Genomic DNA, 18,365 nt, shown 5'->3' with positions numbered 1-18,365 from the left:
AGAGGTCGTCATGGCGGGCATACCGACCCGTACCGGGTCCGGGCGGCTGGAACGCCGGCTGGGCCTGGCCGACGCGGTGGTCATCGGGCTGGGGTCGATGATCGGGGCCGGTGTCTTCGCCGCCTTCGCCCCGGCGGCGCGGGCGGCCGGCTCGGGGCTGCTGCTCGGGCTGGCCGCGGCCGCGGTCGTCGCCTACTGCAACGCGACATCCTCGGCCCGACTGGCCGCGCGCTATCCCGCCTCCGGCGGCACCTACGTTTATGGGCGGGAGCGTCTGGGGGATTTCTGGGGCTACCTGGCCGGGTGGGGGTTCGTGGTCGGCAAGACCGCGTCGTGCGCGGCGATGGCGCTGACGGTCGGCGCGTACGTGTGGCCGGAGCAGGCGCACACGGTGGCGGTGGCGGCCGTGGTGGCGCTGACCGTGGTCAACTACACCGGCATGCACAAGACGGTCTGGGTGACCAGGGGGATCGTCGCCGTGGTGGTGGCCGTGCTGGCCGCGGTGGTCGCCGCCTGCCTGACCTCCGGCGAGGCGCAGGTGGTGCGGCTGGAGGTGACCTCCGGCGCCACCGCCGCCGGGGTGCTGCAGGCGGCGGGCCTGCTGTTTTTCGCCTTCGCCGGATACGCCCGCATCGCCACCCTGGGTGAGGAGGTGCGCGACCCGGCCCGCACCATTCCCCGGGCGATTCCGCTCGCGCTCGGCCTCACCCTGGTCGTGTACGCGGCGGTAGCGGTCGCCGCACTGGCCGTGCTGGGCGCCGCCGGGCTCGCCCAGACCACCGCCCCGCTGGCCGACGCCGTCCGCGCCGCCGGCCAGCCAGGCCTGGCGCCGCTGGTGCGCGCGGGCGCCGCGCTGGCCGCGCTCGGCTCGCTGCTGGCGCTGATCCTGGGCGTCTCCCGCACCACGCTGGCCATGGCCCGGGACCGGCACCTGCCGCACGCCCTCGCCGCCGTCCACCCCCGCTTCGCCGTACCCCACCGCGCCGAACTGGTCATCGGCGCGGTCGTGGCGGTCCTGGCGGCCACCGCGGACCTGCGCGGCGCGATCGGGTTCTCCTCCTTCGGCGTGCTGGTCTACTACGCCATCGCCAACGCCAGCGCCTGGACCCTCACCCCGGCCGAAGGCCGCCCGCCACGGGTCGTACCCGCCCTCGGCCTGGCCGGATGCCTGACCTTCGCCTTCGCCCTGCCGGCCTCCTCGGTCATCGCCGGGACCGCGGTGCTCGCCGCCGGCGCCGCCGCCTACGGGGCGCGGCGCGCGATCAGGGCACGCCTCCCGTGACTCGCTGCTCCGTCCAGCCGGGAGGCACTGACATCGCCGCGGCCGTGGGCAGCACCATGTACTCGGCGAAAGCGCCGGTTCCGACGCCGACGACGCGGGCCCCCGGTCGCGGGCCGGTCACTGACTCTCCCACCGCGACGACCTCGCCGGCGGCCTCGAAACCCGCCAGGTACGGTGGCTGCGGGCCCTCCAGGAACGTGCCGTGGGCCTTGGAGATGTCGGCGAAGTTGACCCCGGCGGCGGTGACGTGGATCAGGACCTCGCCCTGGCCGGGGCTCGGCACCGGCGCGTTGGTGATCAGGCGTATGTCCTGTGGGCCGTTGAGGGAAGTCTGCTGCAGCGCGCGCATGGTCGTGGGAATGCTCATTGGCGATCAGCCTTTCTTTCTCGCCGTACATGAGAGAGACCGGCCCGCCGCGCGGGTCGCGCCTCCCACCATGTAGACCCCGGCCACCACAAAAAGGAATCGACCGCACCTGAATCGCACGGGGTCGGCTTCCGCCGAGGGTGAGCCTGCTCTCCATGTTGAGCATGACCTCGTTGTACGGGAGCACGCGCGACCAGAACAGCAGGGTGAGGCCGCGCCTGCCCTCCGGGGTGAGCACGACCTGAGACAGATCTCCTGCCCGGACGCGGCGACGAAATCCCCACCCTTGCGCTAGTTGTAGGCCATCCTTCGCCCCGTATCGTCCCCATCAGTGATCCCGTCTGTGTGAGAAGGGACCGGCATGTCCGACGATGCGGTGGAACGCGTTTTCCGATCAGTCGATTCGTTCGATCCTGACGAGTTTGGGCGACTGCTGGCCGAGGATGCCATGCTGGTGTTCGGCAATGCCGAGCCGCTTGCGGGACGTGGGGCCATCGTCGCCGGACTCCGGGACTTCTACTCCACCATCGGCGGCCTGCAGCACCGGGTCGTCCGGAACTGGCGGGTGGATGCCGACATCATCGCCGAGACCGAGGTGACCTACCGGAGGCTCGATGGCAAGGATGCGAGCGCCGTAGCCGTATCGATCTGGCGCACCCGCGACGACGGCCTGATCTCGGATTACCGCATATTCGTCGATCTCGCCCCCGTCTACGCGGTCTAGTACTCCAGTGACACTTCGCGATCTTCGCGGTTGAGGTGGCATGAGAACGGCCGCTGGAGTCCGCGACGCTCGTCGCCTGGCGCAACAATTCCTACTCCTGCGTCCGAGAGCGGTTCCAGTAAGCCGTCGACGGCGGCGACCTGCCTCCGGAAAGCGATCCGGGGCTCCTGGCCCGCTACGTCACCACTCTGGCGATCGGCATCGCCGTGCAAGCCGCGAGCGGCGTCGGCCGCGATGAACTCCAGAAGATGGCCGACGTCGCCCTACGCAACTGGCCGCTCTTCTGAGAACCGCCCGGCTGGTCTTCGCGAGCCACTGCTCGCTGTAGTGGCCGGTTCGTCCAACGACCCTTTCCCCAAGCAAGATCAATAGAGGTGCTGCGTCGCGAGCCACCCGCACCTGGTGGAGATCTACTGGCGGCACTACATCCTGCCCCGCCGCCAGTTGGCCGCCGCGATGCTCCGGCGCGCCCAGCAGGACGGCACGGTAGCCGCCGACGCCGACCCGGACGTGCTGATCGACATGGTGGCTAGCGCGGTCACCTACCGCGTCCTGCAGCCCGACCCGACGCGGCCGGAATGCTGCGCTACCTCACCGCCGTCTACCGCCAGGCCGGCCTGTACTCGAACAGGCGGGACGCCTGATGCAGGGCCGGTGCCAGAAGCCCGCGGGAGATCGCTCAGTTCGCATCACTGCTCGAAACGTCGCCATGCCGTGCGTGACGTTCGCCAGAGCGCGGCGGTCCACGCGATGTCGTAGACGACCCACAGAGCGTAGACGAGAAGCAGTGCCAGGGATACGAAGTCGTCTCGTGCTGCGACGATCAGGGCGGACAGCGGGGCGGTGAAGGCCAGCATGCCGGTGAAGCCGGCCAAGGTGCTGCGCAGGCCGAAGAAGACGGCGTTCCACGTCTCGTTGGCGACGATGACCACGATGGCCCAGATGATCGCGGGCAGATCCTGGCGGTCCAGGGCTCGGTACAGGACGGTCGCGATGAGCGCGTAGTAGGTGAGGCCGACGGCGATGAAGACCCGGTACGGCACCAGCCAGCGCGGCCAGGGCAGACCGCGGAACCAGGCCAACGCCGACGCGGGGATGAGCAGGTTGCCGACGACGGCGGCGAAGAGTGTGATGGCGGCGGTGACCGTGGCCGCGAGGCGAGGAGGTCTTCCGCGCTCCACTGGTCGTCGGCGTGGCGACCGCGGTGGACGGCCAGGACGGTCCCGTCCGGCGCGATGAATAAGTCGCCTGGCCGCCCGAGTATCTGCGCGCCCGGCAGTACCCGGGCGGGCCGGGTTGACCGAGTCGACCGCAGTACGCGCGGCGCCGCCCGCCAGGAGCGGGGGTGCGCAAGCGCCAATGGTGAGGGCTCGACGCCGCAGTCGCGGTAGCGACGCTGATCGGGGTCGGCGATGAGCGGGAACGGCGGCAGGTGCAGCAGGCGCTCGTCGTCTGGAGCGGACGCCCGACCCCCGTCCGCGGAGATCGGATCGTGATGGGTGAGGCGATCGGCGGGGTGCAGCCGACGCCTCCCAAATTCTGACATTAACTATAATTTGACATCTACTATCGGTTTGGTCAATCCGGCTGTCCGGGCCAGATCCCGTCAGCTCGACATCACGCCGCTGGACGTACAGGCGGTGATGGACGGGGTGGTCGGCCGGGCCGAGCTGGAGACCATGCTCGGAAAACCTTCCCTATCGCTCACGTTCCCCCGTTACCTCCATCGCCGTTACGGTAAGCTCCGTCGCCTCCTGAGGGCCGCCGACGTGCGCGACCTGGTAGGCGAGCGAGCCGATGAGGCTGGACTCAAGCGTGCGGTCTCCACCCTCGTGGTGGTGCGCACGGCGGCGTCCAGTTCTCGGAAGGCCGGCCGGATGAGGTCCTTGCCGGCGATTACGTCATCGGCCAGGCGAACGCTGTGCACTCGGGCCGTCAGATCCTCGACGGTGCTTTCACCCAGCCGTTGCAGCACGGCTATACCTGCCGTGGATACGGCGAGCCTGCCTTCACTGACGATACGCGCAAGCGCGGGCCGGGCTCAGGCGGCAGGTCCGGCCATGCCTGCACGAGTCGCCCGCCGCTCCGCAGGGCAGTCACCGCGGCAGAGATGAATGGAGTGGTTGGTCTCGCTGCTCGGCGCCGCGCTGGTCATGCCGCTCTTCGCGACCTGTTCCACACGCAGGACCACTCCTCTCTGGCGGCCGAGATCGGCTATGCCGTTCACCTCGCCCAGCGCGGGCAGGCGGCCCGACGGGCAGATGTGCGTCTGACTGCCACCGTGCTCGCCGATGCGCTGGAAGACCTCGCCACCATCCTCGACCAGCGTTTCCTCCACACGAATGGAACACCCGCGGAGGCATTCGCCGCGTATGCGGCCGACCACGGCCGCGCCGTCACCGGGTCCTGACCACCTGCCCGTGCCTTCGGCGCCCCGCGGTGTGATCCCTCGTCCCCGTGCCGGGAGTCAGGTCAATCGCGGAGGTTGCCATCGCCAGGTGGAGTTTCCATCCGGCGAGGTGACCTTACGCCAGAGCGGTGCGGGCACCAGGCGCAGCATCGGCGTCATCAGCCGGTAGGCCGCCTTGGAGATGCTGCGGGCGCCGTCCTTGCGTGCGCCCATGGCGGTGGCCCGCGTGCGAGGGCGGCGTACAGCGTCGTAACAGCGCAACGCGTCGTCAATGGTCGGCTCGCCCGCGAGCGCCGCGGCGAGCACCACCGCGTCCTCCAGGGATTGGCCCGCGCCCTGGCCGCGGTCCGGGCTCATCGCGTGTGCGGCGTCGCCGAGCAGGACGACCCGGCCGTTGACGTATGTCGGCAGGGGATCGAGGTCGTGGATGTCGATGCGGATCACCGTTTCGGGCGCGGTGGCCTCGATCAGGGCAGGGATGGGGTCGTGCCAGTCGCCGACGCGCTCGAGGAGTTCTCCCTTCTCCGAGTCGTAGCGGATGCCTGGCCGGTCGGCGGAGGTGACGTAGGCCCAGTAGGCGCGGTCACCGGCGACCGGGTGGATGAGGAAGTAACCGCCGGGGCCAAGGGTCATGCTGCCCGGCATGCCGAGGGTCTCGGAGACGCCCAGCCAGGCGGTACGGCCGAGGAATCGCGGCGGCGGCGCATCCGGCCACAGCAGGCGGCGGGTCGTGCTGCGGATGCCGTCGGCGGCGATGACGAGGCCGGCGCTCAGCTCGTCGTCGCCGCATCGGACCGTGACGGTCTCCTTGTCCTGCCTGATGGCGGTGACCTCGGCACCTGGCCGGACCCATCCCGATGGGATGGCTTCCAGCAAGACCCGGTGCAGGTCGGCTCGGTGGAAGCCGAGCAGCGGGGTCGGATCGCCCGGGCGGGCACGCTGCAGGTAGCGCCCGTCGGGTGTGCGCAGGTTGCCGGTCGCGTATGTGGGCACACCCACTGCCCGTGCCTGTTTGCCGACACCGAGTTCGTCGAGCGCGCGGAGCGCGTTCGGCGCCTGGGACATTCCTGCGCCGATCTCGCGCAGTTCGGGCGCGCGTTCGAGGACGGTGGCGTGCCAGCCGATCCGGTGCAGTGCCAGGGCCGCTGCCAGGCCGCCGATGCCGCCGCCGATCACGATGGCGTGCGAGGTCATCGCTCCTCCCGCAGGGGCGGTGCGTTGTCGAACACCTTGGCCATCCACGCGAAGGTGGCGTGCGCCTGGCCGATTCGGGCGGCCCGATCGCTGTCCGTGCCGACCAGATCGAGCCCCTGGCGAGTGATGTCGAGGAACGCGGCGATCCCGGCGACCTGGCGGCGTACCACGACAGCCCAGGCTTCGTCGGCCATGCGGTAGTACACGGTGCGCTCGCCAGGCCGGGTCCGCCAGGTGAGGAAGCCCATGCCGGTCAGCAGCCGCAGATTCGAGGTCAGCGAGGCGCGGCTGGCGCCGATGGCTTCGCTGATCTGGCCGGCCGACTGCTCCGGCGGGTCGCAGATCATGAGCCAGCCCAGCACCCGGCCGGCGATCGGCGGCACGCCGTCGCGCGCCAGGTACATGGCCACCCGTTCGGCCCATTCCAATAACTGATCCTGCTCAGCCATCCACCCCTCCTTCAGGGATTTCAGTATCTACTGAAATCCCTGAAAAGCAACAAAGGGATATAGATCAGGACTTGAAAACAAATCTCCAGACTGTTTTTGTGGATGCAGGGAGGGGGGTGCGACATGCGCGCGATCATCATCGGGGCAGGAATCGCGGGACTCGCCGCAGCGCTGCGGTTGGAGCAGGCGGGGTGGGAGACCCTTGTGATCGAACGGGCTCCGCAGCGCCGCGGCGGCGGCTACGGCGTCACCTTCGGGGGAATCAGGTACGACGGCGCCGAGCGGATGGGCATCCTGCCGGCCCTGAAGGAGCGGGCCTTCGTCACCCGGGAGCTGGTCTACCGCAAGTCCAACGGCGAGCGCCGGTTCGCGGTCGGCGGCCAGACGATCGCCGCCACCATGGGAAAGAGATCGTTCAACATCCTGCGCGGCGACATCGAGTCGGTGCTGTACGAGGCGGCGAGGAACACGACCACGATCCGTTTCGGCACGACGATCACGGCCGTCGAGCAGGACGCGGACGCGGTGCACGTCACCTTGAGCGACGGCGCCGTCGAGTCAGCCGACCTGCTCATCGGCGCAGACGGCCTGCACTCGGCCACCCGCGCCCTGGTCTTCGGCCCCGAGGAGGACTACCGCCTGGACATGGGGCACAGGGTCGCGGTCTACATGATGAAGGAGCGCCCCGCCGGACTCCCGGAAGGGACCACGAGCTCGATCAGTGACAACGGCCGTACGTTCGCGATGATGAGCGTGGGCGACGGCCGTACGGCCGCGTTCTTCGGCTACCGCACCGACCAGGGCCGGACTGGGAGTTCTCCGGAGGAGTTGCGGGACGTCTACGGCGACATGGGCTGGCTGGTCCCTCAGGCTCTGGAAGGCCTGCAGCACGCCGACTCGGTCTACTCCGACAGCATCAGCCAGATGGTGGTCGACCGGTGGAGCCGCGGCCGGGTCGTCCTGCTGGGCGATGCCGCGTGGTGCGTCACGCTGTTCGCCGGATACGGCTCCTCGCTCGCCGTCGGCGGCGCCGACCTGCTCGGCGCCGCGCTGGAGCGCCACGGCGGCGACGTTCCCACTGCACTGGCGGAATGGGAGGCGGGCCTGCGGCCCGAAACCGAGAAGAAGCAGAAGCTCGGCCGCCGGGTCAAGGGTGTCTACGCGCCGCGCAACCCCGTCGTGCTGGAACTCACTCAGCTGCCGCTGCGCCTGTCATCGTGGGGTCCGGTACGCCGGATGATCGAGCGCAAGTTCCAGCTACAGGGGTAGGACCGCAGATCTGAAAGGATGGAGCTCGTGCCTCCCGCCCTTTCCGCAGAGGAGCGAGCCCGCATCACCGGGCTCCTCCTGCACAACGGCCGGCGCCTTTTCACCACCCAGGGCCTGCGCAAGACCTCGTTGGAGGACCTGGTCGCCGGCACCGGAATCGCCAAGAGCACCTTCTACGTCTTCTTCGACTCCAAGGAGGCGCTCTACCTGGAGCTGATGCTCGCCCAGATGGCGGAGGTCAAGCGCAAGGTCATCGACCAGGCGCTGCTGGGCGGGTCCGACATTCGCGCGGGGTTGCGGCGCTTCCTCCACGCCACCCTCACCGAGCTGGAGAGCAATCCCTTGTACGGCAGGCTGATGACGCATCCCGAGGAGATGGATGCCGTCGTCAGGAAGCTGGATCCCGCCCGGGTGACGCAGGCGCAGGAGAATCCCGTCACCGCTCTGGCGGCCTTCCTCCAGCAGCACGACGAGGACCTCGTGGACGCCGACCCCGCTGTGATCATCGGCGTGCTGCAGGCCGTGCTCCTCATGCCCATGCACCGGAACCGGCTCGCGACCCCCGACCTGTATCCGAAGATCCTCGACCTGCTCATCGACATCGTCGCCACGGGCCTCACCCGGCCGTCGGAGGATGCTCGCGTAGGTTGAACACCGGTCTCGGGCGGGAGCGACGGCCGGCAGCACGACGGTCCCCTGGTCGGGACTCGGTTCTGGACGGCTTGCGCCGGAACTCGCCTCCCGGCTGAACGCCGGCATGTCCGGCGCTCACCGCGAGGACGATCGCGACAAGGCGGCGGTCAGCGGGTGTGATCGGCGCGGTGCCACCAGATGACGGTGGCGGCCACTCCGCTCACCCCGACGGCGGTCACGAGCAGGTAGCCGACGAAACCAGGTGGATCCTGGTCCGGTCCCGCGAGGCCGGCGTAAAGGCCGGGAACCGACCAGGGAAAGTAGGCGCCGAAGCCGAGGGCGGCGAGGAGCTGCGCGGAAAAGAGCGCGGCGAACATGGCCCCGACTGCGGCCAGGTACCCGCGGCCGAGGCTGGCGGCCAGCCCGAAGGGCGTGGTGAGCACGAAGGTCAGCGCTCCGGTCACCAGAATACGGACCGTCCCTGAGACGATCGCCTGTGCCGACCAGCCCGGCAGGCCGAGCGCCGTGCCGATGAGCAGGCCGAGCAGGGCCGCCTGGATCGCCAGTAGCACCGACCAGCAGGCCGCGACCGTGAACTTGGCAGCGACGATCGCCATGCGGGAGGTGGGCAGGGCCAGCAGGTCCTTGGCGGTGTGGTCGCTGAACTCGCGGCCGAACAGCCAGATGACGGTGATCCCATAGATCATCACGCCGCTCACGCCCACGGCCTGGGCCAGCAGGCCCAGGTGGCCGGGCCAGTCGGCCACGGCCCCGCTGAGCTGCGCCTTGTCACCCAGCAGGCCGAGAGTGCGGGCACGTTGCGGGTCCTGAAGGATGAACATGAACAGCCCGCACATCGCGGCGGCGACTGCGAACGCGAGGGCGGTGAGCCAAAGGAGGCGGCTGCGCCGTACCTTCAGCACCTCGGCCCACAGTGCCTCACGCATCGCCGGCTCCCACGATGCGCAGAAAGTAGGTCTCCAGATCCTCCTCCTCGATGACGAGCCGGGTGGGCGGGCAGCCGGCCTGAACGAGGAGAGTGGCGATCTCCTCGGGGTGGGCGAGGGCCTGGTCATCGGTGAGTACGAGGCCGTCGCCCGCGTCGCTCGGGGCGTAGCCGTGGGATTCGAGCACGCTACGCGCCTTGGCGTCCTGGGTGCTCGTGACGGCGAGGCGCCGCCGTACGTGGCGTTCCAGGCCGTGCGCCTCGATCCCCTGTAAGAGCCGGCCGCGGTGGATGATGCCGATGCGGGTGGCGAGGAGGGCGACCTCGGCCAGCAGATGGCTGGACAGGAAGACGGTGGCGCCGTCATCGCGGGCCAGCTCCGTGAGCAGGGTGCGGATCTCCACGACTCCGGCCGGATCGAGGCCGTTCACGGGCTCATCGAGGATCAGGAGTTCGGGCCGGTGGATGAGGGCCTTGGCCAGGCCCAGGCGTTGCAGGTTGCCCATCGACAGGGTCCGTGCCTTCTGATCCGCGTACGGACTCAACGCCAGCCGGTCGATCACCTCATCGGCGCTGCCCTGCAGCCGGCGTAGCCTCCTGACCACATCGAGGTTCTCCCGGACGGTCAGCTCGGGGTACGCGGCCGGCGCCTCCACGAGGTAGCCGACGCGCGCCCAGGCCGAGCGTTCGCCGGCGCTGACCGCCGCGCCCAGCACGGTGACCGACCCGCCGGTGGGCCGGATCATGCCGAGCAGCATGCGGATCAGAGTGGTCTTGCCCGCGCCGTTGAGCCCGAGCAGGGCGTAGATCTCACCGCGCTCGATGCTCAAGGTCACCTCGTCGACCGCGGCGAGGCCGCCGTACCTCTTGCTCAGAGCCGAGACGTGGACGACGGGCACGGACCAACTCTGCACCACTCGGGCGATCACCGGTAGGGTGGCCGCAGGTGAGCCGGGAAGTCTGGTCGGCACGTTCTGTCCCCCTATGTCACGAAGGACGTGTACGTGCGCGCCCGAGACCTGCTCGCCCCCTTCCCCACGGTCGACCTGGACACGCCCGTCCTCGACGCCGCCAGGCTCCTGGCGAACCAAGACCTGCCCGGCCTCGTCGTGGTCGACGCGGCAGGGACGCCGATCACCATCCTGCCCGGCCCCGAGGTCCTGCGCCTGGCCGTGCCCGCCTACTGCCAGGACGATCCGGCGCTGGCCCGTGTCGTGGACGAGGCGCACGCCGACACCTTCCTGAACGACATGAACGGCCGCAAGGTACGTGACGCCCTGCCGGATCCACCCCGCCAACTACCGGTCACCGATCCCGACGCCACCGTGCTGGAACTGGCCGCGCTGATGGCCCGCACCCACAGTCCCCTGGTCGCCGTGACAGAGGACGGCCGGCTGCTGGGCGCGGTGACCCTGCAGGCGCTGCTCGACCGGGTGCTCGCGGCATGAGCCCGTGCTCGCCTGGGTCACCGTGGCGGTGTTCCTGGCCGCCTACGCGCTGATCGCCACAGAGAAGGTCCACCGCGTCGCCGCCGCCCTCGGCGGTGTGGGGATCATGCTGCTCGTCCATGCCACCGATGCCGAGGCGGCCTTCTTCTCCACGCACTCCGGCATCGACTGGAACGTGATCTTCCTGCTGCTCGGCATGATGATCATCGTTGGGGTGCTCAAGGAGACCGGGATCTTCGAGTACCTGGCGATCTGGGCGGCCAAACGCGCCAGAGGCCGGCCCTTCCGCCTGATGGCCCTGCTGGTGGTCATCACCGCGTGCGCCTCGGCCCTGCTCGACAACGTCACCACCGTGCTGCTCATCGCGCCGGTGACATTCCTGGTGTGCGAGCGTCTCGCGCTGCCCGCGACGCCGTTCCTGATCGCCGAGGCGATGGCCTCCAACATCGGCGGCGCCGCCACCCTCGTCGGCGACCCGCCCAACATCATCATCGCCAGCCGGGGCGGACTGAGCTTCAACGACTTCCTCGTCCACATGACCCCGCTGGTCATCGTGCTGATGCTGGTCTTCATCGGACTGTGCCGGTTGATGTTCGGGCGCTCCCTGCGCTACGACCCCCAGCGGGCCCAGGAGGTCATGGCCCTGAACGAGCGCGAGGCGATCGCCGACCGGCGGCTGCTGTGGCAGAGCCTCGCGGTGCTCGCGCTGGTCATGGCCGCCTTCGTGCTGCACCCGGTACTGCACTACGAGCCCTCAGTGGTCGCGCTGCTCGGCGCGGGCGTGCTCGTGGCGGCCACGAAGATCACCACTCAGCAGGCCCTGGCCGAGGTGGAGTGGCCCACGCTGGTCTTCTTCGCCGGGCTGTTCGTCATGGTGGGCGGCCTGGTGGAGACGGGTGTCATCGAGCGGCTGTCCCATATCGCCGTGGAGGCGACCTCCGGGCGTCCGGAGCTGACCACCATGGGTCTGCTCGGGGCTTCCGCGGGACTGTCGGCGATCGTGGACAACATTCCGTACGTGGCCACGATGAGCCCGATCGTCGCCGATCTCGTCCAGGCCAACGGTGGCGGCGGGCCGTCGCAGGTGCTGTGGTGGGCGCTGGCCTTCGGGGCCGACCTGGGCGGAAACGCGACCGCCGTCGGCGCCGCCGCCAACGTCGTCGTCCTGGGCATCGCCGCGCGCAACGGCACCCCCGATCAGCTTCTGGCAGTTCACCAAATACGGGCTCATCGTCACGGTCGTGACCGTCGCCCTGGTCGCGCCGTACCTATGGCTGCGCTATCTGTCGTAGCGTGCTCGTGCCCGTCAGCCGACGATCATTCCTTCCTCCGGGAGCTCGTACCGCCGGGTGCGCTCTTTCAGGGCGAGCGCGGAGCCCAGCGTGAGCGGGCCGATCCGGCCGACGAACATCAGGGCGACGAGCAGCAGGTGCCCGGCCGGCGGGATGGAGGCGGTGATGCCCGTCGACAGACCCGCCGTGCCGAAGGCGGAGACGACCTCGAACAGCACCCGGTCGAGACCGTGCGGGGTGAGCACCAGCAGGATGTAGGTCGAGAAGGCGACCAGGCCCACGCCGAGCACAGTGAGGGAGACCGCCTGCCGCTGCGCCGCCTCGGGCAGGCGGCGGTGGCCGATGTTCACCCGGCTCTCGCCGCGCATCTCGGTCCAGACGATGAACGCCAGCAGGCCGAGGGTGGTGACCTTGATGCCGCCGGCGGTGCCCGCGCTGCCGCCGCCCACGAACATCAGCAGGTCGGTGACCAGCCAGCTGGACGGATGCATCTGGGCGAGATCGAGGCTGTTGAACCCGGCCGTACGCGGCATCACGGCGGTGAAAAATGCCGCCAGCAGCTTGCCCGGCCCGTCCAACTGCCCCAGAGTGCGGGGATTGGCCCACTCCGTGGCGAGGAAGATCAGCGTGCCGCCGGCCAGCAGAACCGCGGTCACCGCGAGTGTGACGCGGGTCAGCAGCGACCAGCGTCCAGGCCGGCGCCAGGAGCGGCGCAGCTCGAACAGCACCGGGAAGCCGAGCCCGCCCACGATCACCGCCGCCGCGATGGTCAGGCAGATCCACGGATCACCGACGAAGCGGACCAGGCTGTCGGGCCACAACGCGAAACCGGCGTTGTTGAACGCCGAGACCGCGTGGAAGACGCCGAGGTAGGCAGCATGGCCGACTGGCTCCGCATATCCCGTCATGAACCTGAGCGTGAGCACGGAGGCCGTCACCGCTTCGGCGGCCAAGCTGAACAGCACGACCTTGGCCACCACGCGCCGCAGGTCACTCGCACTGAGCGCTTTGGTCTCCGCCTGCGCCGATAATCGGGCGCGCAGGCTCAGCCTGCGGGAGATCAGCAGGGTGAAGACGGTCGCGAGGGTCATGATGCCGAGACCGCCCACCTGGATCAGGACGGCGATGACCACCTCGCCGAACGCCGACCAGTGCGCGGCCGTGTCGACGACGGTCAGTCCGGTCACGCACACCGCCGACGTCGCGGTGAACAGGGCCGTGATCCATCCCGCGGGTCTCCCCGAGGTCGTGGCGAGCGGGGTGGACAGCAGAACGGCCCCCAGGAGGACCGCCGCCGCGAACCCGGTCGTGACGACCTGGGTCGGATGCCGGAAACGTCCCAGCACACCCCTCCGCATCATGCCTCGTGATTCCGGCGTACGCGTCCGTGCAGGCGACGGGCGGCGCCATACCAGGCGGGGACTTCCCGCTCGTCGTCGAACCAGCGGGCCACCAGGATGTCGGTGGAGGAGTGCAGCAGGATCGAGGCCACGATGGTGACGGCGACAAGCTGGAAGACCTGCTGGGCGGCGACGATGCCGGAGCCCAGCACGATGAGCCCGTAGACGACCGAGGCGAAGCCCTTCGGCCCGAACCAAGCCGTCGCGGCCTGCTCACGTACACCCAGCCCGGAGCCGAGGAAGGACACCCAGATGGCGACCGGCCGGGCCACAACCAGCGCCAAAATCGCGAACACCCAGCCTGCCCAGCCGACCGAGCCCAGCAGCGCCGGACTGATCAGCGCGCCGAAGACCAGCAGGGCGCCGAGCTTGAACAGCTCGGCGATCAGCTCGCCGAAGTGCTCGAACGACTCGCGCTGCCGCTCGCCGAAGGTCGCCACGGTGATGCCGGCGCAGAAGGCGGCGAGGAACAGGTTGCCGTGCGCGGCCTTGCCCAGCGCCAGCACCAGCAGGCCGATGGCCAGCGCGTTCAATGGCTCGTAGGCGGTGGAGGCGGAAAACCAGCGAGTGCGCTCCAGTTTGATGGCCAGCCACGGAACGGCCACGCCGATCAGCACCCCGACGGCGAGCTCCAGGCCGAGCTCACCGAGGTGCAGGTTGTGCGAGCCCGCGGCGACCGCGAGGAACACCATCACAAACGGCAGAGCCAGCCCGTCGTTGACGCCCGACTCGACGTTCAGCAGCCGGCGCAGCCGGGGTGGCACCTTCTCGTTGCCGACCAGCGCGGCGGCGAACACCGGGTCGGTGGGGGACAGGATCGCGCCGATCAGCAGCGATTCGATCCAGCCCAGCCCGACGAGATAGTGTGCGCCGACCGCGGTCACCAGCAGCGTGAGCGGCAGACCCCAGCCGAGGGCCCGCCCGGGCAGCTTCCACGCCTCGCGCAACTCGTTCCAACCGACCCGCATGCCGTCGGTGAACAGCACCGCGAACAGCGCGAGCTCCGCCAGCGTGCCGACGATCTCGTCGTCCGGGGCGATCGGCATCACGCCCAGCACGCCGTCCCCCAGGACGAACCCGGCGACCAGGAACAACGCCGCGGTGGACAGGATCGTACGGTTCGCCAGGCTGGACAGCAGCACAGCCAGCAACAGGACACCGGCGAACGCCGGCAGCAGAGCGCTCACCGCCGGCCTGCCTCGATGTGGTGCCTACACGCCGTCTCGAGTGCCACCGAGAACCTCCGCCGAGTGCAACGCTGAAAGACGTCGCCGACCAGACTTCCCGGCACACCGCGCTTACCGTAACAGCAGCGCCTCGTGTGGCCGATGTTGCCGTACCTTCGTCGGGGGACTGGGTTGTACGGCAGTGGCGCTTGCGGGTGGGAGGCGGTGATCGCGGTGCCTCCTAAGGGGATCGTGTTCGACGTGGATCACGGCGCCTATGGCAGATGGGCGGTCGTGCACGTCACGGGAGATCTTGATTGGACGAGGTCCGCCAGTCTGCTCGACACGGTTGAGCGCTTGTGGGATCACCTCCGCGACGGTTGTTTGATCCTGGACCTCGGCCCGCTGCGCTTCTGTGACTCCTCCGGGATCAGTCGAGTCGGGCCGCATACAGCAGTTGCGCCGGTCGCGTCGTATCTGTAGCCGAGTGGCCTCCTGCACGGCTTGCCGTCGGCGGCGCCGTCGCGGAACCGGAGATGGAGGCCGCGCTGGGCGGGCGGCAGGCCGACGGAGGTTTCGACGGCGATCAGGTCGTCTGCGGTGTCGTGTCAGCGGCCGTGTCAGGACGGTGGCGGCGCGGTATCAGCGTGTCCGGTGATCGTGGACGCCATGAGGCCTTCAGCGATTGCGCCATTCGCGGCTGCGCTCGCTCACGAGCAGTGATCAGGTCGCATCCACCCATACGCGCGAACTACTTGGTGTTGCTGAGTACCGGTATCTAGCGTTACTGTGTACCGGTACTCAGCAACACCAAGTAGCTGAAGGGGGGCGTCTCCATGGGCAAGCAGGCGACCGAGATGCTCAAGGGAACGCTGGAGGGCATCGTCCTGGCGATCCTGTCCGGCCAGCCCGCGTACGGCTACGAGATCACGGCGTGGCTACGGGAGCAGGGCTTCTCCGACATCGCCGAGGGCACCATCTACGCGCTGCTGGTCCGGGTCGAGCAGCGCGGCCTGGTCGACGTGGAGAAGGTCCCGTCCGAGAAGGGGCCGCCGCGCAAGGTGTACTCCCTGAACGCCCAGGGACGGGAGTACCTCGAAGAGTTCTGGAGGACCTGGAGCTTTCTCGCCGAGAGGCTCGAACAGCTCCGCGAAGGAGGTAAGTAGACATGGCCACAGGGCCGGACGAGTCGAAGAGCCGCTATCTGCAGTACCTGGAGAAGGTCACCGGGCCGCTGGAGGACAAGCGGCGCTACCGGCAGTACAAGGCGCGCGTCAAGCAGCTTCCCGAGAGCTACCGCACGGCGGCCGAGGCGATGGAGCGCTACCTGATGCTCCTCGGGCCGGCCGACGGCGCCGGGGCGATGGCGATGTACGAGGACCTGGCCGATCTGTTCGAACAGAGCGCGGCGGACGGAACCCCGATCCGCGACCTCTTCGGGGACGACCCCGTGGAGTTCGTGGAGGCGTTCGCGGCCAACTACCCACTCGGACAGTGGAGAAGCCGGGTGCGGAACCGCCTCATCAGCGCCGTCGAGCGCGCCGCCGGCGAAGAGCCCGGAAGACAAGACAGGACCGAGTGATGACGACACAGCAAGCCCCGGCGATCCAGGTGCAGGGCCTGGAGAAGTCGTACAAGGACCTGCGGGTGCTGCGCGGCGTGGACTTCGACGTGGCGCGCGGCAGCATCTTCGCCCTGCTCGGCTCCAACGGTGCGGGCAAGACCACGGCCGTGAAGATTCTGTCCACGCTGCTCAAGGCCGACGCGGGCACGGCCCGCGTCAACGGCTTCGACGTCGCGACGCAGGCAGCGGGCGTGCGGGAGTCCATCAGTCTCACCGGACAGTTCGCCGCCGTCGACGAGATCCTCAGCGGGCGGGAGAACCTGGTGCTGGTCGCCCGGCTGCGGCACCTCAGGAACCCGGGCAGGATCGCCGATGACCTGCTCGCCCGTTTCTCGCTGACCGACGCGGCCGCGCGGAAGGTGGGGACGTACTCCGGTGGCATGCGCCGCCGCCTCGACATCGCCATGAGCCTCATAGGGAACCCGCCGGTCATCTTCCTCGACGAGCCGACGACCGGGCTCGACCCCCAGGCACGCATCGAGGTATGGCAGGCCGTCAAGGAACTCGCCGTCCAGGGGACGACGGTGCTGCTCACCACGCAGTACCTGGACGAGGCCGAACACCTCGCCGACCGAATCGCGATCCTCCACGAGGGCCGGATCATCGTCAACGGCACCCTCACCGAGCTCAAGCAGCTGCTCCCGCCCGCCAAGGTCGAATACGTCGAAAAGCAGCCGACCCTCGAGGACGTCTTCCTCACCCTCGTCGGTACCGACGGCAAGAACGGCGACGCCCGGCGAACACCGCAGGTCAGTACGGACCAGTAAGGAACCACGATGGCCAAGCATTTCCTCGGCGACACCGTCGTCCTGCTGGGACGATCCCTGCGCCACATCACCCGCAGCCCCGACACCATCATCACCACCGCAGTCATGCCTATCGCCATGATGCTGATGTTCGTCTACGTCTTCGGCGGCGCGATCAGAACAGGGTCGGACTCGTACGTGAACTACATGCTGCCCGGCATCCTGCTCATCACGGTCGCCTCGGGCATCGCCTACACCGCGTTCCGGCTCTTCACGGACATGAAGGGCGGCATCTTCGAGCGCTTCCAGTCCATGCCGATCGCACGCTCGTCCGTGCTGTGGGCGCACGTGCTGACCTCGCTGGTCGCCAACCTGATTTCACTCGTGGTCGTCGTGCTCGTCGCCCTGCTCATGGGCTTCCGCTCGGCGGCGGGGGCGCCCGCATGGCTCGCGGTCGCCGGCATCCTGATCCTGTTCACCCTGGCACTGACGTGGATCGCCGTCATCCCCGGCCTCTCGGCCAAGACCATGGAAGGCGCGAGCGCGTTCTCCTACCCCCTCATCTTCCTGCCCTTCCTCAGCTCGGCCTTCGTGCCCACCGACACCATGCCCGGCCCGGTGCGCGCCTTCGCCGAGCACCAGCCGGTGACCTCCATCGTCAACGCCATCCGCGACCTGTTCACCGAGCAGCCGGTCGGAACCGACATCTGGACCGCCCTGGCCTGGTGCGTCGGCATCCTCATCGTCGCGTTCGCCTTCGCCATGCGCACCTACCGCCGCAAGATCTCCTAGGCCGCATCCGGGCTTGTCCTGATCCAGATCGGTGGAGGTCGCTCCCGACGTGGTGGCGGCCGACGCCCAGGCCGAATGCCCGGCCGCAGGGCCGCATCGATCTCGCTTATCGCGCGTCGCGTGCCCCTTCACCGCCAGGCGGTCACTATCGATTGTGTAAGGACGGTCCACTACCTGCTGAGCCGGCCGGGTGGGACAGTGAGCACTATGAACACCGTCCTTAATGTCATCTGGCTGATCTTCGCCGGTCTGTGGCTCGCATTAGGCTATGTCGTGGCGGGGATCATCTGCTGCGTCCTCATCGTCACCATCCCGTTCGGCATCGCGTCGTTCCGGATCGCGGGTTACGCGCTGTGGCCGTTCGGCCGGACCGTCGCCGACAAGCCGTCCGCCGGCGCGTGGTCAGTGCTCGGCAACGTCATCTGGCTGCTCGTCGCCGGGATCTGGTTGGCGATCGGGCACATCGTCACCGCGATCCCGCTGTTCATCACGATCATCGGCATCCCGCTGGGGATCGCGAACCTCAAAATGATCCCGATCTCGTTGATGCCGCTGGGCAAGGACATCGTTCCCGTAAGCCGCGGATAAGTGACAGCTCCGGGGGTTTCTGCTGTCGGGGGGTG

21 protein-coding genes and 1 pseudogene are annotated in these 18,365 nt (G+C 69.0%); 13 read left to right on the top strand and 9 right to left on the bottom strand.

Features of this window, described 5'->3' with window-relative positions; genetic code table 11:
• The first annotated feature begins 10 nt into the window (after positions 1 to 10).
• Positions 11 to 1,282: an APC family permease gene (locus HHX41_RS34940; RefSeq protein WP_182909362.1), complete on the top strand. Its 1,272-nt coding sequence runs from the start codon at positions 11 to 13 to the stop codon at positions 1,280 to 1,282.
• On the opposite strand, the gene HHX41_RS34935 is transcribed toward HHX41_RS34940, so the two are convergent.
• A complete protein-coding gene (locus HHX41_RS34935) occupies positions 1,263 to 1,649 on the bottom strand; it encodes an alcohol dehydrogenase catalytic domain-containing protein (protein WP_220504692.1) in 387 nt (128 codons plus the stop codon). The genes HHX41_RS34940 and HHX41_RS34935 overlap by 20 nt on opposite strands.
• 361 nt (positions 1,650 to 2,010) lie before the next feature.
• Here HHX41_RS34935 and HHX41_RS34930 point away from each other — a divergent pair, with 361 nt between their 5' ends.
• Together HHX41_RS34930 and HHX41_RS42485 are read left to right on the top strand one after the other, a co-directional pair.
• Positions 2,011 to 2,373: a nuclear transport factor 2 family protein gene (locus HHX41_RS34930; protein WP_182909361.1), complete on the top strand. Its 363-nt coding sequence runs from the start codon at positions 2,011 to 2,013 to the stop codon at positions 2,371 to 2,373.
• 402 nt (positions 2,374 to 2,775) lie between these two features.
• On the top strand, positions 2,776 to 3,132 hold the full coding sequence (locus tag HHX41_RS42485; RefSeq protein ID WP_220504691.1) for a TetR-like C-terminal domain-containing protein: 357 nt from the start codon (positions 2,776 to 2,778) through the stop codon (positions 3,130 to 3,132).
• On the opposite strand, the gene HHX41_RS34920 is transcribed toward HHX41_RS42485, so the two are convergent.
• The 4 genes from HHX41_RS34920 to HHX41_RS34905 all read right to left on the bottom strand — a co-directional run bounded on the left by HHX41_RS34920 (position 3,063) and on the right by HHX41_RS34905 (position 6,426).
• Positions 3,063 to 3,554 carry a TspO/MBR family protein gene (locus HHX41_RS34920; protein WP_182909360.1) on the bottom strand — a complete coding sequence of 164 codons (492 nt, stop codon included), beginning with the start codon at positions 3,552 to 3,554 and terminating at the stop codon, positions 3,063 to 3,065. The genes HHX41_RS42485 and HHX41_RS34920 overlap by 70 nt on opposite strands.
• Before the next feature lie 860 nt (positions 3,555 to 4,414).
• Positions 4,415 to 4,711, bottom strand: a complete 297-nt coding sequence (locus HHX41_RS34915) for a hypothetical protein (RefSeq protein ID WP_182909359.1) — start codon at positions 4,709 to 4,711, stop codon at positions 4,415 to 4,417.
• 129 nt (positions 4,712 to 4,840) lie between these two features.
• Complete coding sequence (locus HHX41_RS34910; RefSeq protein ID WP_396795640.1) at positions 4,841 to 6,025, bottom strand: FAD-dependent monooxygenase; 1,185 nt, start codon at positions 6,023 to 6,025, stop codon at positions 4,841 to 4,843.
• Positions 5,974 to 6,426: a GbsR/MarR family transcriptional regulator gene (locus HHX41_RS34905; RefSeq protein WP_182909357.1), complete on the bottom strand. Its 453-nt coding sequence runs from the start codon at positions 6,424 to 6,426 to the stop codon at positions 5,974 to 5,976. Before HHX41_RS34905 ends, HHX41_RS34910 begins: the two co-directional genes overlap by 52 nt.
• Before the next feature lie 123 nt (positions 6,427 to 6,549).
• Between HHX41_RS34905 and HHX41_RS34900 the strand changes: the two genes are divergently transcribed.
• Both HHX41_RS34900 and HHX41_RS34895 read left to right on the top strand, forming a co-directional pair.
• Positions 6,550 to 7,695, top strand: a complete 1,146-nt coding sequence (locus HHX41_RS34900) for an FAD-dependent oxidoreductase (protein ID WP_182909356.1) — start codon at positions 6,550 to 6,552, stop codon at positions 7,693 to 7,695.
• A 27-nt stretch (positions 7,696 to 7,722) separates the two neighbouring features.
• Entirely contained in the window at positions 7,723 to 8,346 is a 624-nt protein-coding gene (locus tag HHX41_RS34895; protein WP_182909355.1) for a TetR/AcrR family transcriptional regulator, read from the top strand.
• A 149-nt stretch (positions 8,347 to 8,495) separates the two neighbouring features.
• On the opposite strand, the gene HHX41_RS34890 is transcribed toward HHX41_RS34895, so the two are convergent.
• A complete protein-coding gene (locus HHX41_RS34890) occupies positions 8,496 to 9,275 on the bottom strand; it encodes an ABC transporter permease (RefSeq protein ID WP_182909354.1) in 780 nt (259 codons plus the stop codon).
• Positions 9,268 to 10,173 carry an ABC transporter ATP-binding protein gene (locus tag HHX41_RS34885; protein WP_182909353.1) on the bottom strand — a complete coding sequence of 302 codons (906 nt, stop codon included), beginning with the start codon at positions 10,171 to 10,173 and terminating at the stop codon, positions 9,268 to 9,270. The genes HHX41_RS34890 and HHX41_RS34885 overlap by 8 nt, the downstream gene beginning before the upstream one ends.
• Before the next feature lie 105 nt (positions 10,174 to 10,278).
• Here HHX41_RS34885 and HHX41_RS34880 point away from each other — a divergent pair, with 105 nt between their 5' ends.
• Together HHX41_RS34880 and HHX41_RS34875 are read left to right on the top strand one after the other, a co-directional pair.
• The gene (locus HHX41_RS34880; RefSeq protein ID WP_182909352.1) at positions 10,279 to 10,722 is read left to right on the top strand and encodes a CBS domain-containing protein; all 444 of its coding nucleotides are present in this window, start codon (positions 10,279 to 10,281) and stop codon (positions 10,720 to 10,722) included.
• Positions 10,723 to 10,726: 4 nt separating this feature from the next.
• Positions 10,727 to 11,851 (top strand): annotated as a pseudogene (locus HHX41_RS34875) (ArsB/NhaD family transporter); the annotation flags it as partial.
• Between the two features lie 177 nt (positions 11,852 to 12,028).
• On the opposite strand, the gene HHX41_RS34870 reads toward HHX41_RS34875, so the two are convergent.
• Complete coding sequence (locus HHX41_RS34870; RefSeq protein WP_182909351.1) at positions 12,029 to 13,375, bottom strand: TrkH family potassium uptake protein; 1,347 nt, start codon at positions 13,373 to 13,375, stop codon at positions 12,029 to 12,031.
• A complete protein-coding gene (locus HHX41_RS34865; protein WP_182909350.1) occupies positions 13,372 to 14,601 on the bottom strand; it encodes a sodium:proton antiporter in 1,230 nt (409 codons plus the stop codon). Before HHX41_RS34865 ends, HHX41_RS34870 begins: the two co-directional genes overlap by 4 nt.
• Before the next feature lie 141 nt (positions 14,602 to 14,742).
• On the opposite strand from HHX41_RS34865, the gene HHX41_RS42480 reads away from it, so the two are divergent.
• The 6 genes from HHX41_RS42480 to HHX41_RS34840 all read left to right on the top strand — a co-directional run bounded on the left by HHX41_RS42480 (position 14,743) and on the right by HHX41_RS34840 (position 18,330).
• Positions 14,743 to 15,063, top strand: coding sequence for an STAS domain-containing protein (locus HHX41_RS42480; RefSeq protein ID WP_396795636.1), 321 nt, complete (start codon positions 14,743 to 14,745; stop codon positions 15,061 to 15,063).
• 353 nt (positions 15,064 to 15,416) lie between these two features.
• On the top strand, positions 15,417 to 15,746 hold the full coding sequence (locus HHX41_RS34860; RefSeq protein WP_182909349.1) for a PadR family transcriptional regulator: 330 nt from the start codon (positions 15,417 to 15,419) through the stop codon (positions 15,744 to 15,746).
• Positions 15,747 to 15,748: 2 nt separating this feature from the next.
• Positions 15,749 to 16,162, top strand: a complete 414-nt coding sequence (locus tag HHX41_RS34855; RefSeq protein ID WP_182909348.1) for a DUF1048 domain-containing protein — start codon at positions 15,749 to 15,751, stop codon at positions 16,160 to 16,162.
• On the top strand, positions 16,162 to 16,971 hold the full coding sequence (locus tag HHX41_RS34850; RefSeq protein WP_182909347.1) for an ABC transporter ATP-binding protein: 810 nt from the start codon (positions 16,162 to 16,164) through the stop codon (positions 16,969 to 16,971). The genes HHX41_RS34855 and HHX41_RS34850 overlap by 1 nt, the downstream gene beginning before the upstream one ends.
• 9 nt (positions 16,972 to 16,980) lie before the next feature.
• Complete coding sequence (locus HHX41_RS34845; RefSeq protein WP_182909346.1) at positions 16,981 to 17,742, top strand: ABC transporter permease; 762 nt, start codon at positions 16,981 to 16,983, stop codon at positions 17,740 to 17,742.
• A gap of 207 nt (positions 17,743 to 17,949) precedes the next feature.
• Entirely contained in the window at positions 17,950 to 18,330 is a 381-nt protein-coding gene (locus tag HHX41_RS34840; RefSeq protein ID WP_182909345.1) for a YccF domain-containing protein, read from the top strand.
• Positions 18,331 to 18,365: the final 35 nt, after the last annotated feature.

The organism is Microbispora sp. H13382 (genome assembly GCF_014161445.1).
In the GTDB taxonomy this organism is placed as follows: domain Bacteria; phylum Actinomycetota; class Actinomycetes; order Streptosporangiales; family Streptosporangiaceae; genus Microbispora.
Note: the sequence above shows the minus strand (reverse complement) of the source record. Positions and strands in the feature narration are given on the sequence as shown.